Origin of the sequence: Mariniblastus fucicola (genome assembly GCF_008087665.1) — a bacterium.
Taxonomy (GTDB): domain Bacteria; phylum Planctomycetota; class Planctomycetia; order Pirellulales; family Pirellulaceae; genus Mariniblastus; species Mariniblastus fucicola.
On record NZ_CP042912.1, the window covers coordinates 3,144,801 to 3,160,135 of the forward strand.

Sequence of the window (15,335 nt, forward strand, 5' to 3'; positions counted from 1 at the left end):
CCAAAGTACTTTTTCGCAACGGATATTTAATGAGTGACCAAACAGACGACTGCTGGATCGGATTTGACCTTGGTGGCACAAAGATGCTCGCAGTCGTCTACGATGCCGACTTCAAACCGTTGGGTAAGGCCCGGAAGAAAACCAAAGGCCACGACGGGAAAGCCGCTGGGCTGAAGCGTATCAACTCCGTGATCAAGGAAGCCATGGAGGACGCGGGCGTTGACAATTCAAAGATCAAGGGACTCGGAATCGGTTGTCCCGGGCCTTTGGATCTTGAAAAGAAAATGATTCGCATTGCTCCCAATTTGGGGTGGGAAAATGCTGCCGTTGGTGAGTCGATTGAGAAAGAATTTGGCTTTCCGGTCGCCGTGGCCAATGATGTCGACGCAGGTGTTTTTGGTGAGTACATGTTCGGTGCCGGCAAAGGCAAGCGTTGTGTTGCGGGAATCTTTCCGGGAACCGGAATTGGCGGCGGTTGCGTGTACGAGGGCAAGTTGATTCGCGGTGCGAATTGTACCTGTATGGAGATCGGACATATTCCCGTCATGCCTGGTGGGCCCCGCGACGGTGCCGGAAACCCGGGTTCGCTGGAAGCTGTCGCTTCGCGACTGTCGATCGCTGGAGCAGCCGCCCTTGCGGCCTATCGCGGCGACGCGCCGCATTTGCGCGAGGACGCTGGAACGGATATCTCTGACATTCGCAGCGGGGCTTTAAAGAACAGCGTTGAAAAAGGTGACGAAGCCGTCATTCAGATCGTGCACGACGCCTGTGATCATCTGGCACTTTCCGTCGTCACGATGGTTCACCTGATGGCGCCGGATGTAATCGTGTTCGGTGGCGGGCTGATCGAAGCGATGGGCAAAATCATGCTGCCACGAATCGAAAAAGCAGCTCGTCGCCGCATCCTCGGATCGCTCAAGGACGTTTTTGAAATCAAGGAAGCCGAACTGGGCGACGACGCGGGAGTGATGGGGGCAGCGGCATTAGGAAAACAGGCGGTGACTTCGAACTCATGAATCGGGATCTTCAGTATTCAAATGTAGAACGCAACGCGGAACCGAAAATGGTAGCCGTGATCGACGTCGGTGCGTCTTCGCTGCGGATGCAGATCGCAGAGATTCGCTATGACGGATCGATACGCAAGCTTGAATCGTTCTCGCAAGCCCTCAGTCTGGGGAAGGACTCTTTCAGCACCGGAGTCATCGCCCGCGATACGATCGAAAATTGCGTTCACGTGCTGTCGATCTATCGTGCGAAACTGGATGAGTACGAAATCACTGATCCAGACAATATTCGCGTCATCGCAACCAGCGGCGTTAACGAAGCCTCCAATCGTCTGGCCTTTCTGGACCGGATTTACGTCGCGACGGGTTTTGAAATCAATTCTTTCGACGAAGCAGAGCTTCACCGGATCACGTATCGCGGAATTCAGCCCTACATTAAATCTGCTCCAAAGTATTTCAAAGGCGAAACGTTGGCGGTTGAGGTCGGCGGTGGCACAACGGAAGCGCTTTGGCTGTCCAATGGAAACGTGGCGTTTGCTCGCGCGTACCGGCTTGGGGCGCTGCGCATGCGTCAACGGCTGGAACTTTATGATGCTCCGCTAGCGAAGGCGCGTGAATTGATGGAGCGTCAGATTCGCGACACAATCGTGCTGTTGAAAGATTCCGTGCCAGACACGATGGACAGCCTGATCGCGATGGGCGGCGACATCCGTTTCGCGGCGTCGGAAATCAAGCAGTCGACGATTGGGAACGAACTTGTAGATATCAAGCTCAAGGCACTTGAGAGATTCGTCAATGAGGTGCTCGAGAGCAGTCCGGAGCATATCGTCATGAGACACCACATGAGCCTGCCAGACGCTCAATTGTTGGGCCCCGGTTTGTTGACTGTCGCCACGTTCGCACGAGCATGGGGAATCGACAAAATCACGGTGGCCAATGTGAATCTTCGCGACGGAATGATTTCGGAGATGGCCAAGGGGCGGATGTGGAACCCGTCAATTGGCGAGCAGATTCTCCGCGGAGCGACGCAGCTCGGGCGAAAGTATCACTTCAACGAGGCGCATTCGATTCACGTGGCCAAGCTCACCAGCATGCTGTTCGATCAACTTCAGCCGTTGCACGGAATGTCCGGCCGTTTCCGCGGCCTGTTGCAGGTGGCGGCGATTCTGCACCAGGTCGGTTCGTTCATCAGCAACAAGGGCAGCCACAAACATTCGATGTATATCATCGAAAACTCAGAGTTCTTTGGCATTGGTAGTGAAGACAAACGGATCGTGGCCCTGGTTGCGAGGTATCATCGCCGCGCGATGCCCAGTTCGCGGCATATCGGATATTCCTCGCTCAGCCGTGACCTCCGAGTCGCGGTGTCGAAAATGTCTTCGATCCTTCGATTGGCAATCGCGCTCAACGCTTCGAACACGCAAAGGATCGATTCGATCAAATGCAAAATGCTGCCTCACGAAATTCAGCTGGTGACCGAAGACATGAGTGACCTGTCGTTGGAGAGGATGGAGCTGCGACAGGCCGGCAGGCTGTTTGAGAGTATCTTTGGCAAACCGGTAGTCCTGACCAGCACTTCGATTTGATGGATTTGACGAGCAAGCGATGAAAAAGAAAAAGAACCTGTATCTCCCTCGCGAAGCCAGTTGGATCGAGTTCAACAAGCGGGTGCTTGATCGAGCTTTTATGGAATCCGTGCCGCTGCTTGAACGAGTCAAGTTTCTCGCTATCACGGCATCGAATCTTGACGAGTTCATGATGGTCCGGTTTGGCGGGCTGAAGATGGTGAAGCGTTCGTCTTCCGGGATTACCGACATTTCAGGGCTCGACGCCAACGAGCAAATCAAAATGATTCGCGAGCGAGTTCGGGATATGCAGAACCGGCAAATCGATTGCCTTGGTGAGTTGTTGCCCAAGCTGGCCGAGTGCGGCATCCGAAAACTGGGGCGGACAGAGCTCTCCGATATCCAACGTGATTTTCTGCGCAGCCACTTCGAAAGCGAGATTGTCACCAGCATGGCGCCAATCGGTGTAGACGAATCGCATCCGCCAGCGTTTATTCGCGGGCTTCGTCTGCATGTGTGTGTTCGCATCAAGGACAGCAAAGAATCTCGCCTGATTCCGAAGGATGCGGCCACAAGTGAGGATTCGAGTTTATACGCCGAAGCTGACGCGGCAAAAACAGATTCGGCACATCGATTTGTTATCATTCCGTTGCCTCGAAATCTTGCTCGTGTATGGGCTGTTCCCACGAGCGATCAGTACAGCTTTATGTTTCTCGAAGACATCATCGGCCTGTTCGTTGAGGATCTGTTTCCAGGACAGGAAGTTCTGGATTGGACCACGTTCCGTGTTACGCGTAACGGCGACGTCGTGCTCGCTGATGACGATGGTCGAGCTGACTTGCTCCGCGGGATGGAAGAAGTTATCGAAGCTCGCAAGATGACCGATTGCATTCGCCTCGAGATATCTTCAAAGGCCAGCAAAGCCACCGGTCGGTTTCTGCAGAAACTGCTCAACGTCGAAGAACCCGACACCTATCGTTTGGCCGGTCCGCTTGCGTTGGTCGATCTGTTCGCGATTGGTGGGCTGCCAGGTTTTCAGCATCTCAAGAACGAACCATGGCCGCCGCATGGTGTTCCCGAGTTCGATCGCGACGATGATATTTTCGCGACCATCGCGCAAAAGGATCGGCTCATCCATCATCCGTATCAGAGCTACGATGCGGTCGTCAACTTCATTCGCGCTGCGGCAACTGACGACCGTGTGATTGCGATCAAGCAGACGCTGTATCGAACGGCGCGGGACAGCGAGATCGCGGCGGCCCTCGAAACCGCGGTTGCCAATGGAAAAAATGTGACGTGTATCGTGGAGCTGAAGGCTCGTTTTGACGAAGCCCGGAATATCGAATGGGCGAAACGCCTCGAAGCCGCCGGCGTCGACGTGATCTACGGCGTCAGAGGGCTCAAAACGCATGCGAAAATGTGCGTCGTGATTCGCAAGGAAGCCACAGGGATTCAGCGCTACATGCATCTCGCAACCGGGAACTACAACGAGTCGACGGCTCGCGTCTACAGCGACGTCAGCTTTTTCACTTGCGACGAACAGCTTGGTCGCGACGCGGTTCATCTGTTCAATGCAATCACGGGACTTTCTGTTCCCCAATCAATGGGCAAGATTGCTGCGGCGCCGATAAATTTGCGCGAAACGACTTTGGAATATATTCAGTTCGAAACTGAAAGTGCACGACAGGGCAACGCGGCTGCGATCCGGGTGAAGGTCAACTCGCTGGTCGACCGTGAAATCATTGATGCGCTCTACGAAGCCTCTCAGGCTGGCGTCGAGGTTCGGCTGAACGTTCGCGGGCTGTGCTGTTTGATGCCTGGCAAGAAAGGGATGAGCGAAAACATTCGCGTGATCAGCGTCGTGGATCGCTTTCTGGAACACTCTCGGATTTTCTACTTCTATCACGGCGGCGACGAAAAGATGTTCATTTCCAGCGCCGACTGGATGGGCCGAAATCTTGATCGTCGCGTTGAGTTGTTGGTTCCGATTGAAGACCGCGATTGCAAGAATCGGCTGTTGAAAATCCTCAACAGCTACTTCAACGACAGCGAGTCGGCGACCGAGTTAATGTCGGACGGATCCTACGTTCCCGTGGAACCGAAAAAGAAACGTCAGATTCGCTCGCAGCAATGGCTCTATGAAGAAGCCGGTCAGCTGTTGAAGGCGTCGACGAATCCTCGTACGACTGTCTTTCAACCACATCGCCCTGGCTAGGATCTGGCATGGAAGAATCAGGTATCGAGATCACGCCCCTTGGGGACGGAGTCGAGATTTGCCTTCCTTGCCGACTACTCGGCGGGGTTGCCCGTGCCGGTTGGTTTGTGATCGCGTTCGGTGCCATGGCCACGCTGTTTATGATCTCGTGGATCTCGGTGCCGGTCGGATGGGGAATCAATGTCGTCTGGCAGGGCAACATTTTTGGACTGCTGTTGGTCGGGTTTGGGTGCTTCGGGCTCGTTGGGCTTTACGGAACAGCAAAACTGTTGGCGTTGGGGATGGCGATTGTTCACAACCGGACGCGATGCGTCGTAACGGTTGGTCCAAAGCGGATTGTCAGTTGCGAACGCTTTGGCTGGTTCAGCTTTAAAACGAAGATCAATCGCGGCGACGTGAAGCAGTTGTTCGTGCTGCCTTTAGCTGCCGTGAAATCGGGAGAGCGGGATTCTGATGACGAACAGAAAGCGCTCGGCTTGCTGGGAACGTTTTTCGGCGGCGACGCATCTGACTTTTTCTCCATCTCGACGCGGAAGCTGAAAGGAAAACTGATCGCTCCGGCTTATCCAGCGGACGTGCTGCAACCTGTTGCAGCGGCGGTCGCGCAGGAGCTGAATCGTAACCGCAGCGATGCTGTGTTGATTGTTCGGGATTCGTCGAAACAGCAACAGCCATCGCCCAAAGTTGGCGTCACCGTTGAGCAACTTTCAAAAGATGAAATCGAATCGGCGGACTTTGAACTTCCTGAAGACAGCGAACTGGAAGCAATCGAAGAGGGCGATTCTGTCGTCTATCGGATTCCGAAACGGACGTTATCCAAAGGCTCCAACGGCCTGTTCATGTTTTCCGTTTTTTGGAACGGGTTCCTGCTGTTGGTCACGTTGGCGATGATCAAGGCAAACGCGTTTGACTGGCCGCCAATTGCGATCATCACTGGATTCTGGCTGGTCGGAATCGGACTTCTGGTCACAGCCATCTATCTGGCTCGCCAGAGCGCCATGATTGGCGTGAAAGACAGGATGCTATTCATTGAACGCACGACGATCTTTGGGACGCGTTGGACTGAGTTTCAGTCTGCAGCAGTCGAATCGCTGGAGGTCGCGGACGCGAACATGGAAGTCAACGGCGTGCCCGTAATGAACTTGCGAATTCAGCCACACGAAGGAAAAGCCGTCAAGATGTTTTCGCACCTTGACCCACAAGAACTCCGGTGGCTGGCCCAACAACTCCGGCGTGAACTGGGTGTGGAGGAAAAGCGGCTTCAACTCAACGCAGAAACATTCGACTATTCGTCAGCGGAGTCGGAGCCTCATCAGACTGACATCGAAGTACACCGCGATGCCGACAGCACCGCGATCCGTGTTCCTCCATTGGACTTCGAAGGCTCAGCAACGTTTCAGATCATTGGCCTGACCATGTGCCTGCTTCCATTTCCGGGCGTGTTGGCAGCGATCTGGTTTGCTGGCTTCGATTTCATGTTCGTCATGTTCGGCATTGTGGCGACCGCGATCGGTGCGACGATGGTGGCGATTCACCGCGTCATCTCGACTCGACAGTTTCAAATTGACGTTTCGCGAAATCAGTTGGACGTGCGAGTCGACGGGTTTATGACCAACCGCCACCACGTTTTGAGCTATCCGCAAATTCGCTCTGTCGAAGTCGTGGACTCGGGCGTGAAAGTAAACAATCGATCGATGTACTGTTTGAAAGTGAAGGCAAAACAGGGTGCCGGCGTTTCGATCATGACGGGACGTAGGCAGGACGAACTGGTCTACGTCGCCAGTCTGATCCGTGAGAAGCTCAACCTGGACCCTGCCAGCAAATCAGACTGATCGCTTTAAGTTCGCAAGGAAATAGCACGACCGAAAAGTGTCACTTGGGACGTTTCAGACGCAGCGTGACGGCTTGGTGACTGGTTTTCAACAACCGCTGCTACAAAATGAAATCGCTCATTGCCAACGCTTGCCGAACCGCATAAAAACGTAGCCGACACGCAATCGGATCACGTACGAGACCAACATGACGGATCAGCCACCTTTCGACAAGAAAAGAAGCAAAAAGAAGAAGAAAGCCACCGCGATCGATCGGCAGCCTCCTTTCAATCTGGACGCTGAAGCCGGTGTTCTGGGCAGCCTGATGCTGACGCCCGACGCATGTGACGACATCGTCGCGATCCTTCGCCCGGAGGACTTTTACGACGAAGCTCACGCGATCATCTTTCGCCACATGATGGAGCTGCACAGCAAGGGCGAGAAAATTGACTTGCTGTTGCTACGTGAACGCCTCGCAGCCTCCGGCGATGACGATATCGTTGGCGGTGCAGCCCGGTTGGCAGAGATTTTCACCTCCGTTCCTCACGCGGCTCACGTCCAATACTATGCCCAGATCGTTCGCAACAAGTCGACAGCCCGAAACCTGATTTCGACCTGTTCTGAACTGTTGAACGATGCGTTTATGCCGGAAGTTGATCCCAACGAGTTGCTTAACGAGGCGGAACAGAAAGTGTTTTCGATTCGCGAAAGTCGCCAGTCGAACAACCTTAGCTCCATCGACGAAGTTCTCGAGCTTGCGATGGATCGCCTCGAAGCCAAAGTCCGTGGTGAAGCCATGGAAGGGACGGTCGAGACTCACTTCAAAGACCTGGACAAAATGATGGGTGGTCTGCACGCGTCAGAGCTTTTGATTCTGGCGGCACGTCCATCGATGGGGAAGACTGCGTTTGCCATGAACATCGCAGAAAACGTCGTGATCAAATCTCGCAAGCCAGTGCTGTTCATCAGCCTCGAAATGGCGGCGATCGAGTTGATCGAGCGGATGCTCTGTTCAGTCGCTCGCGTCAACGGGCACCGATTGAGAAACGGAACCCTGGCGACTGACGATCGCAAGCGACTTGTAAAGGTCGCCGGTGAACTTTCGACGGTTCCGCTGTTCATTGACGATTCACCGACGCGAAACGTTTCCGAAATCGCCGGTGCGGCCAGACGGATTGTGCGACGTGAAGGCAGTCTGTCGCTGATCGTTATTGACTATCTGCAGTTGATTCAGCCCGACAGTTCGTCGGATCCGCGTCAGGAACAGGTTGCCAAGATGGCGCGGCGTTTGAAGGCTCTGGCTCGTGAGTTGAAAGTTCCCATCCTCTGTTTGTCACAGTTGAATCGTCAAACCGAAAGCTCGGGCGACCACCGTCCGAAACTCAGTCACCTTCGCGAGTCGGGTGCGATTGAGCAGGATGCCGATGTCGTGATGTTCGTGCACCGCGAGAGCTACTACAAAAAGGGAACTCCTGAAGAAGAGGAGACCATGAAGGACGCGGTAATCATTATCGAGAAACAGCGTAACGGTCCCACCGGCGATGTCGAATTGCTCTGGGAGCGGGACTTCACCCGTTTCTCGGATCGAGCCCCCGAGCGGTATTCCGAGTTCGACAATATGCCGCAAGCTCAGTTTTAGATCCGTGTCAAAAATTGCATGCAATGTGGCATAGGCTTCCAGCCTGTGATCGCATTCGCGTAGATACGCGGAAGGATAGAGGCCCCCTTTCGCCGTACAGAATTACTTTGCATTCGCGCTTGAGCGTGCACGTGTACGAATTTCGTCCGCACCAATTTTATGGTGCAAAGGCAATCAATCAGCAGCCAGCACCGCCCATGCAGTCACAGGCTGGAAGCCTATGCCACGCACCAAACCGCTGCAGAAACCACGCGACTAAAACACCAACCTAATCGCGTTTGTACATCACCGTTGCCAAAGGCGGGAAATCAATCGCGATCGACCACGATTTGCCTTGCGCCTCAACTTCTTCCGCAACGACTTCCCCGACGCCAACATTGGTCCCCGAGTAAAACTTGCTGTCGCTGTTGAAGATTGACTTGTAGATTCCAGGTCCCGGAACGCCAACGCGATAATTACTGTGCACGTACGGCGTGAAGTTTCCGCAGACGATCACGAAATCATTCGGGTCCTTCGCCTTTCGCATCCACGCCAGCACACTCGCGTCGCGATTCATGCAATCAATCCACTCGAAACCATTGCCGTCGAAATCAAGTTCGTACAGCGCCGGCTGTTCACGGTACAAACGGTTCAGGTCTCCGACCATCCGCTGTACCCCTTCGTGACTTTCCCATTGCAACAGATCCCATTGCAAACCGGAATCGCAACTCCACTCATTCCACTGGCCCCACTCGCATCCCATGAACATCAGCTTCTTGCCAGGGTGAGCCCACATGTAGGAATACAGCAAGCGCAAGTTGGCGAACTTTTGCCAAATGTCGCCGGGCATCTGATCCAGCAACGCACCTTTGCCGTGCACGACTTCATCGTGAGAAAACGGCAGCATGAAGTTTTCAGAGAACGCGTAGATCAAACTGAAAGTCAGTTCGTCGTGATGGTACTTCCGATGGATCGGCTCCTTTTGGAAATACCGCAGCGAATCATTCATCCAGCCCATGTTCCACTTGATGCTGAAACCCAAACCGCCATCTTTGACCGGTCGCGAGACGCCACCAAAGGCCGTTGATTCTTCTGCGATCGTCAGCACGCCAGGAAAATCTTCATGGACATGCGTGTTGAGCCGTTTCAGGAAATCGATGGCTCCAAGATTTTCACGGCCACCGTACTCGTTCGGAACCCACTCGCCGTCTTTGCGGCTGTAATCCAGATACAACATCGACGCCACCGCATCGACACGCAATCCGTCAATGTGATACTTCTCCAGCCAGAACATCGCATTCGCGATCAGGAAGTTCGAAACTTCCGTTCGCTTGTAATTGAAAATCAGCGTGTCCCAATCCGGATGTTCGCCCTGCCGCGGATCCGCGTGCTCGAACAATGCCGTCCCATCGAACTTCGCAAGTCCATGTCCGTCTTTGGGAAAGTGAGCCGGAACCCAGTCGACGATCACGCCCAGACCATTCTGGTGGAGATAGTCCACGAAGTACATAAAGTCGTCGGTGTCGCCGTAACGGCTCGTTGGTGCGAAATAGCCGACCGTTTGATAGCCCCAGCTTCCGGTGTAAGGATGCTCTGTGATCGGCATCAATTCAACGTGCGTGAACCCAAGCTCCAAACAGTATTCGACCAGGTCGTGAGCCAGATCGCGATAGTTCATCCAACCGTTTGGCTGTCCGTTCTTTGTCTTCCAACTACCGGGATGAATCTCGTAAACCGAAATTGGTTTCTCAAGCTGATTGGATTCTGCCCGCTGCTTCATCCAGTCATCGTCGTTCCACTGATAGCCGGAAAGATCTTTGACGATCGAAGCAGTCTTCGGAGGAACCTCGGCAAAGTAACCGAACGGGTCCGACTTTTCGACCTGAGTCCCATGGCAATCGGTGACGCGAAATTTGTAGACTTCGTCGACGCCAAGTTCTGGGACAAAGATCTCCCAAATGCCGCTGGGGATCTGCTTCCGCATTGCGTGTCGGCGACCGTCCCATTCATTGAAATCGCCAATGACGCTGACGCCCTGCGCGTTCGGCGCCCAGACGGCAAAGTTGATGCCATGGATGCCGTCGATCTCTCGAGGGTGCGCGCCAAGACGTTCGTAGATTTTGAAGTGCGTGCCTTCGTTAAAAAGGTGCAGGTCGAGATCCGAAAGGAGGGGCTCGAAGGCGTAGGGATCGTGGATGCTCATCTTTTGTTTGCCATCGGAAAACTGAATTTTGTAGCGCCCTGAGTCTACCTGAAACAGGTCTGTCTCACAGGAGACTTCGAAAAGACCGCATTGGCTTATCGGTTGCATCTGCTGCGTCACGGTGCCTGATTCGGTGCTAATCCACGCCTTGTCGGCGTCAGGCAGAAAGGCCCGTATCGTCGTGGTGTGATGCGGATTTTCGCGAATTTTCTCGCGTGTCCTTGGCCCGTCCAGGCGGATCGGACCAAGAATCGCATTCGGGTTCGTGTGCTTGCCGTCAATTATATTTTTGAATGCGCCAATATCCAAAGCTGGCATCGTTTTCATCCGTGAAAGTTCAAAATTTGGCAGTTCGCAATCCCTGATTTTCAATGCGCTGTTTCACCAAACGCTTGCGGGAACTGAAGGGGTTGATTCGTGTCAGGGTCAATTTCGGTCACGCGAGTCCAGCCCGTTTTCGTGGCCACAAAGCGGGGCTCGTGATAAGTCCCGTGGCTTGCGGTGGCCAGTTCAGGCTGTCGTACCGTGTTGCGATTATTCTCAAACTCAACCGGTCCGAAGGGTCGACGTGGCGTCGAGTGGTTGTCGTCGATACGTGTCCAGCTATTCATTTCGGCGTTTTGCGGCTCAACCGTGCGGCGCTGCGTTCCGAACTGCCATAACCGGCACTCGATTTTGTGGATCAATGTCGCGGCATGGATCCGCTTCCAGAGGTCAGCATCTTTAATTGGCTTTAACGCGCCGAAGCGTTCCCATCGCCACTCGTTTTCGATCCAGCGGTCGAAACCTTTGCGGATTCTTTTGCCGACGTAAGCACTGCTGGTGATCAGAGTCAGGCGGGATGGTTGTTCGAGTGCTTCAACCCCTCTCACGACGGCCAATAGTTGTAACCGCTCCCCCTTGATGTCGGATTCGCGTTCCGACACTTCGATGCGATCGTCATCGCTTGTCATGGATTCGAGCACGAAACGCCAGCGTCCGCCGTGGTTGTCAGCAGAACGATCGTCGGTCTCGGTAAGTAACAAATAGTGGGGAGCGGTTGTTGGCATTGCGACGACCTGAGAAAAGTCAGGCTCATGGGGTGCACCATCCATGTCGCGAGTAAGTTTGCAAGAGCCTCAATGCTTTGCGTTGATGCTCCCGACATCGTCAGAGTTCAACTGACTTCTTAAGCTTCTTCAGAAGTATTTCTTTTTCTGACCGGAAAGGTCAAACCGCAATTCGCCCAACCGTTTTGAGTCGCTTAACCGGACCGCGTCGCATTGGTTACATACGTAGCACAGTGGTCACCACTGTGTGCCTGTCCTTGGTGAGCGACAAGGCGCTAGCCGTCGTTTTGTTGCAGCGCGAATAACGGCGGCTAGCGCCTTGCCGCTCACTACAGGTTCGTTGCTCGCCGGCTTATACCGAGTTATACCGGCTTGTACCGACTTATGCCGGCGGCTAGCGCCTTGCCGCTCACATTTACCAAACAGCGCCTGGTTCTGAAACGAAATCTAAATCCAGTAACCCGACAGCACGACGACCAGAAAGATCAACGCCATAAAACCCAGCACCCAAATGCAAGTTCGAATGGCGTGGATCGCGATCTCGCGCAAATGCTCATGCCGAGTCGCACCGTAACACAGACTCACGACCGCAATCAAAGGCAGCGAATACCAGATCTTCGCAATCGTGGAAAACAAAATCATGGTGGCAACCGGAATCATAGCGAACCCTTCTTCTTGTTCTTGCGTCTGTCCATCTCTTCCCGCTGCGCCGCGGTCACGATCGCCGGACCACAAAACGCATCGTAGATCGCCAGAATATTCAGCAACCCCGCCACGAAGGTATACAGCACTCCCATCTCAAACATGTGCTTGTAGTCGAAATGCCACATCGCGAGCGTGTCCGGAACGTTTTCGTTAATCGGGCCGGCAGGCGGCGCCATCAATCCGTCCTTCAAAGTCCTCGACCGCGGAATGTCCGATTCCCGCTCACCGTCGCGATCACGATCGATCTTGTGAAAGCGTAAATCCGTCGCCGCATAGTCACCCGGGAAACGCTCGCAAAGCTCAAAGAAAGGATCGCCGCCGTCGGAAGTCTTGATCGACTGAACCACCGCAGGTAACGCCGGCAACCCGACGCCAAACTGACCGATATAGTAATAGTTCAGTTTCCCTTCCGAGTCCGTCGCATAGACGCAGCGACCACGCCCCAGTCCCAGGCCGACCAGAAACGTCGACAGAATGCATACCATGAACAGCATGCCTTTCGCATATCGCCCCTGATAAAAGTGACCCGCTCCGGGCAGCAACCACGCGAGAAACGCAGACCAGTATTGGTCTTTGAGGTTTACGTGGACTGGTTCGCCTTCGGGCGGTGTGTAAACTATTTCAGGCATATTTGCGTTCGAGTTCAAAGTCGGTGTCGGGGCAATTTTACCCTGATCGAGTAAGCTTTGAACAGATCAATCCCCCGTCCGGCTCTACGATTTCATGGCAGAACGTTTCTTCTTGAGCCAACCGGTCCGTGAAAACAAAGTCACGCTCGGCGACGATCAGGCCCATCATCTGGTCCGGGTCATGCGAGCCAAGCCCGGAGACCAAATCGTTCTGTTCGATGGCTGTGGGAATGAATACCACGCCACCATCGCCGACGTTTCAAAAAAGAGCGTTTCCCTGGCGATCGATTCAACGGAATTCGTGGCCGATCCCAACGATCCGGAAATCATCGTGGCCTGCGCTCTGCCCAAAGGCGATCGGCAAAAGTTCCTGATCGAGAAGATGGTCGAACTGGGCTGCAACCAATTCGTGCCGCTGAAAACCAGCCGCAGCGTCGCCGAAGCCAGCCCGAAAGTCATCGAGCGAATCGAAAAACAGGTCGTCGAGGCCAGCAAACAGTGTCGCCGCAGCTGGCTGATGAAAGTCGGCGGGCAGGAAACGGTCGAGTCGCTGATCGGGTCCTTCGCGGACTTCGACGGCAGTCGGCTGGTTGCTGATCCGTACGCGACGCGTCATGATTTATTGCTGCAGCCCGATGCCTGTGTGATCGCAGTCGGTCCCGAAGGCGGATTCACCGATGCGGAAAACCAAAGCCTGCGCGACAGCGACTGGACGCCCGTCTGCTTCAGTCCCAACGTGCTGCGAATCGAAACGGCTGCTGCAGCCGCGGTGGCGATCGCCCGCCAGGCAAAGTTTAAAAGATCTCTTTCGTAACAGGTTGCGCCCATGAGTTGGTCCGAACGAATTGCTGAACTGGAAACGCAAAGCCAACAGATCGAGCTTGGCGGCGGACAGAAATCCATCGACCGGCAACACGCCAAAGGTCGCATGACGGCGCGCGAGCGCATCGCCGCGCTGCTGGACGATCCCGATGGCTTCCTGGAAATCGGACGCTGGGCCGCGTGGGAGATGTACCAGGAATGGGGCGGTTCGATTTCCGCCAGCGTCGTCTGCGGCATCGGCAAAATTGAAAACCGCAGCGTGATGATCATCGCCAACGACGCGACCATCAAAGCCGGTGCCTTCTTCCCGATGACTTGCAAGAAAGTCCTGCGTGCCCAGCGGATCGCCATGCGATGCCATCTGCCGCTGTTGTATCTGGTCGATTCAGCCGGCGTTTTTCTGCCGCTGCAAGACGAGATCTTTCCCGACGAGGACGACTTCGGACGCATCTTCCGCAACAACGCCGTGATCAGTGCCATGGGGATCCCGCAGATCGCCGCGATCATGGGCAACTGCGTCGCGGGAGGCGGCTACCTTCCGGTGCTCTGCGACAAACTGGTGATGACCGAAGGCAGCGGGCTGTATCTGGCCGGCCCGGCGTTGGTGAAATCCGCCATCGGCCAGGAAGTCACCTCCGAAGACCTCGGCGGCGCGGCAATGCATTCCGAAATCTCCGGCACCATCGACTTCCGCGAACCCGACGACGATGCCGCGATCGCGCGAGTCAAGCAATTGATGAAGGCCCTGCCGGTCGATACCGAGGCCAAAGAATACGCTCGCGATTCGGCGGACGCGACGTCGCCGGAAAAACCAACGGCCAACATCTGCGACGACGTCCCGTTTGACCCGCAAGAACGTTTTGACGTCCGCGACATGATTCGCTTCATCATCGACGCCGACTCGCTGGTCGAATTCAAAGCCGACTACGGTCAGACGGTGGTCTGTGCTTACGCTCGCATCGGCGGCTATCGCGTCGGCATCATTGCCAACCAGCGGAACGTGGTGAAGTCCGCCAAGGAAGGTTTGCAGATGGGCGGCGTGATCTATCACGACAGCGCGGACAAGGAAGCCCGTTTCATCATGGACTGCAACCAGACCTGGACGCCGATCATTTTCCTGCAGGACGTGATGGGTTTCATGGTCGGTCGCGACAGCGAGCAAGCCGGGATCATTCGCGCTGGGGCCAAAGTCGTTAACGCGATCTCCAACAGTCGCGTTCCGAAGATCACGGTCATCACCGGCGGCAGCTACGGGGCAGGGAACTACGCGATGTGCGGCAAGGCCTTTGATCCTCGTTTCATTTTCGCCTGGCCAAACGCTCGTTACGCGGTGATGGGAGGCAAGACGGCTGCCAAGACGATTTTGGACATCACGATCGCCGCCATGCGCCGCGCCGGCAACGAGCCCGACGCCGAGGAGATGGAAGCGTTGCGCGAGAAAGTCGAAAGCAGCTACGACGAAACCACCGACATCCGCCACGCCGCCAGCCGCCTGTGGGTGGACGGGATTATTAATCCGGAAGATACACGCGACGTCTTGATTTCTGCTTTGGAAGCCGTGACACAACACGCCGATGACGAACCGTTCCGAACAGGGGTGCTGCAGGTTTGAGGATGTCGTAAATTTTTCCGCTCCTTTTCGAAATTTAATGACTAGTTTTGATGCCGATTGGTCCGGCTTCTCAGGTAGAAGCCGGGTCTGTCGTTCTTTCAA

Annotated in this window: 11 protein-coding genes; 7 read left to right on the plus strand and 4 right to left on the minus strand. The window is 54.8% G+C overall.

Annotated features, from left to right (window positions below):
• Positions 1–29: 29 nt before the first annotated feature.
• The 5 genes from MFFC18_RS11605 (at position 30) to dnaB (ending at position 8,234) form a co-directional block, all read left to right on the plus strand.
• Complete coding sequence (locus MFFC18_RS11605) at positions 30–1,016, plus strand: ROK family protein (RefSeq protein WP_075086388.1); 987 nt, start codon at positions 30–32, stop codon at positions 1,014–1,016.
• Between the two features lie 47 nt (positions 1,017–1,063).
• On the plus strand, positions 1,064–2,590 hold the full coding sequence (locus MFFC18_RS11610) for a Ppx/GppA phosphatase family protein (RefSeq protein ID WP_210421387.1): 1,527 nt from the start codon (positions 1,064–1,066) through the stop codon (positions 2,588–2,590).
• 19 nt (positions 2,591–2,609) lie between these two features.
• Positions 2,610–4,784, plus strand: coding sequence for a polyphosphate kinase 1 (ppk1, locus tag MFFC18_RS11615; RefSeq protein ID WP_075086386.1), 2,175 nt, complete (start codon positions 2,610–2,612; stop codon positions 4,782–4,784).
• 8 nt (positions 4,785–4,792) lie between these two features.
• Positions 4,793–6,616 carry a hypothetical protein gene (locus MFFC18_RS11620; protein WP_075086385.1) on the plus strand — a complete coding sequence of 608 codons (1,824 nt, stop codon included), beginning with the start codon at positions 4,793–4,795 and terminating at the stop codon, positions 6,614–6,616.
• Positions 6,617–6,803: 187 nt separating this feature from the next.
• Entirely contained in the window at positions 6,804–8,234 is a 1,431-nt protein-coding gene (gene dnaB, locus MFFC18_RS11625; protein ID WP_075086384.1) for a replicative DNA helicase, read from the plus strand.
• 268 nt (positions 8,235–8,502) lie between these two features.
• Here dnaB and glgB read toward each other — a convergent pair whose 3' ends face one another.
• The 4 genes from glgB to MFFC18_RS11645 form a co-directional block, all read right to left on the minus strand.
• Entirely contained in the window at positions 8,503–10,734 is a 2,232-nt protein-coding gene (gene glgB, locus MFFC18_RS11630; protein WP_075086545.1) for a 1,4-alpha-glucan branching protein GlgB, read from the minus strand.
• A gap of 50 nt (positions 10,735–10,784) precedes the next feature.
• The gene (locus MFFC18_RS11635) at positions 10,785–11,465 is read right to left on the minus strand and encodes an RNase H family protein (protein WP_157665258.1); all 681 of its coding nucleotides are present in this window, start codon (positions 11,463–11,465) and stop codon (positions 10,785–10,787) included.
• Between the two features lie 447 nt (positions 11,466–11,912).
• Positions 11,913–12,107 carry a hypothetical protein gene (locus MFFC18_RS11640; RefSeq protein WP_075086544.1) on the minus strand — a complete coding sequence of 65 codons (195 nt, stop codon included), beginning with the start codon at positions 12,105–12,107 and terminating at the stop codon, positions 11,913–11,915.
• Positions 12,108–12,121: 14 nt separating this feature from the next.
• Positions 12,122–12,799 (minus strand): DUF6677 family protein, encoded by a 678-nt coding sequence (locus tag MFFC18_RS11645; RefSeq protein ID WP_075086382.1) that lies wholly within the window; start codon positions 12,797–12,799, stop codon positions 12,122–12,124.
• Between the two features lie 94 nt (positions 12,800–12,893).
• Here MFFC18_RS11645 and MFFC18_RS11650 point away from each other — a divergent pair, with 94 nt between their 5' ends.
• The gene (locus MFFC18_RS11650; protein ID WP_075086381.1) at positions 12,894–13,613 is read left to right on the plus strand and encodes an RsmE family RNA methyltransferase; all 720 of its coding nucleotides are present in this window, start codon (positions 12,894–12,896) and stop codon (positions 13,611–13,613) included.
• Positions 13,614–13,625: 12 nt separating this feature from the next.
• Positions 13,626–15,233, plus strand: a complete 1,608-nt coding sequence (locus tag MFFC18_RS11655; protein ID WP_075086380.1) for an acyl-CoA carboxylase subunit beta — start codon at positions 13,626–13,628, stop codon at positions 15,231–15,233.
• Positions 15,234–15,335: the final 102 nt, after the last annotated feature.

Bases quoted from the DNA above. Each gene is read 5' to 3' on its own strand.
- MFFC18_RS11605 (WP_075086388.1), top strand. From the start codon at position 30: ATGAGTGACCAAACAGACGACTGCTGGATCGGATTTGACCTTGGTGGC.
- MFFC18_RS11655 (WP_075086380.1), top strand. From the start codon at position 13,626: ATGAGTTGGTCCGAACGAATTGCTGAACTGGAAACGCAAAGCCAACAG.
- MFFC18_RS11635 (WP_157665258.1), bottom strand. From the start codon at position 11,465: ATGCCAACAACCGCTCCCCACTATTTGTTACTTACCGAGACCGACGAT.
- ppk1 (WP_075086386.1), top strand. From the start codon at position 2,610: ATGAAAAAGAAAAAGAACCTGTATCTCCCTCGCGAAGCCAGTTGGATC.
- dnaB (WP_075086384.1), top strand. From the start codon at position 6,804: ATGACGGATCAGCCACCTTTCGACAAGAAAAGAAGCAAAAAGAAGAAG.
- MFFC18_RS11645 (WP_075086382.1), bottom strand. From the start codon at position 12,799: ATGCCTGAAATAGTTTACACACCGCCCGAAGGCGAACCAGTCCACGTA.
- glgB (WP_075086545.1), bottom strand. From the start codon at position 10,734: ATGCCAGCTTTGGATATTGGCGCATTCAAAAATATAATTGACGGCAAG.
- MFFC18_RS11650 (WP_075086381.1), top strand. From the start codon at position 12,894: ATGGCAGAACGTTTCTTCTTGAGCCAACCGGTCCGTGAAAACAAAGTC.
- MFFC18_RS11620 (WP_075086385.1), top strand. From the start codon at position 4,793: ATGGAAGAATCAGGTATCGAGATCACGCCCCTTGGGGACGGAGTCGAG.
- MFFC18_RS11640 (WP_075086544.1), bottom strand. From the start codon at position 12,107: ATGATTTTGTTTTCCACGATTGCGAAGATCTGGTATTCGCTGCCTTTG.
- MFFC18_RS11610 (WP_210421387.1), top strand. From the start codon at position 1,064: ATGGTAGCCGTGATCGACGTCGGTGCGTCTTCGCTGCGGATGCAGATC.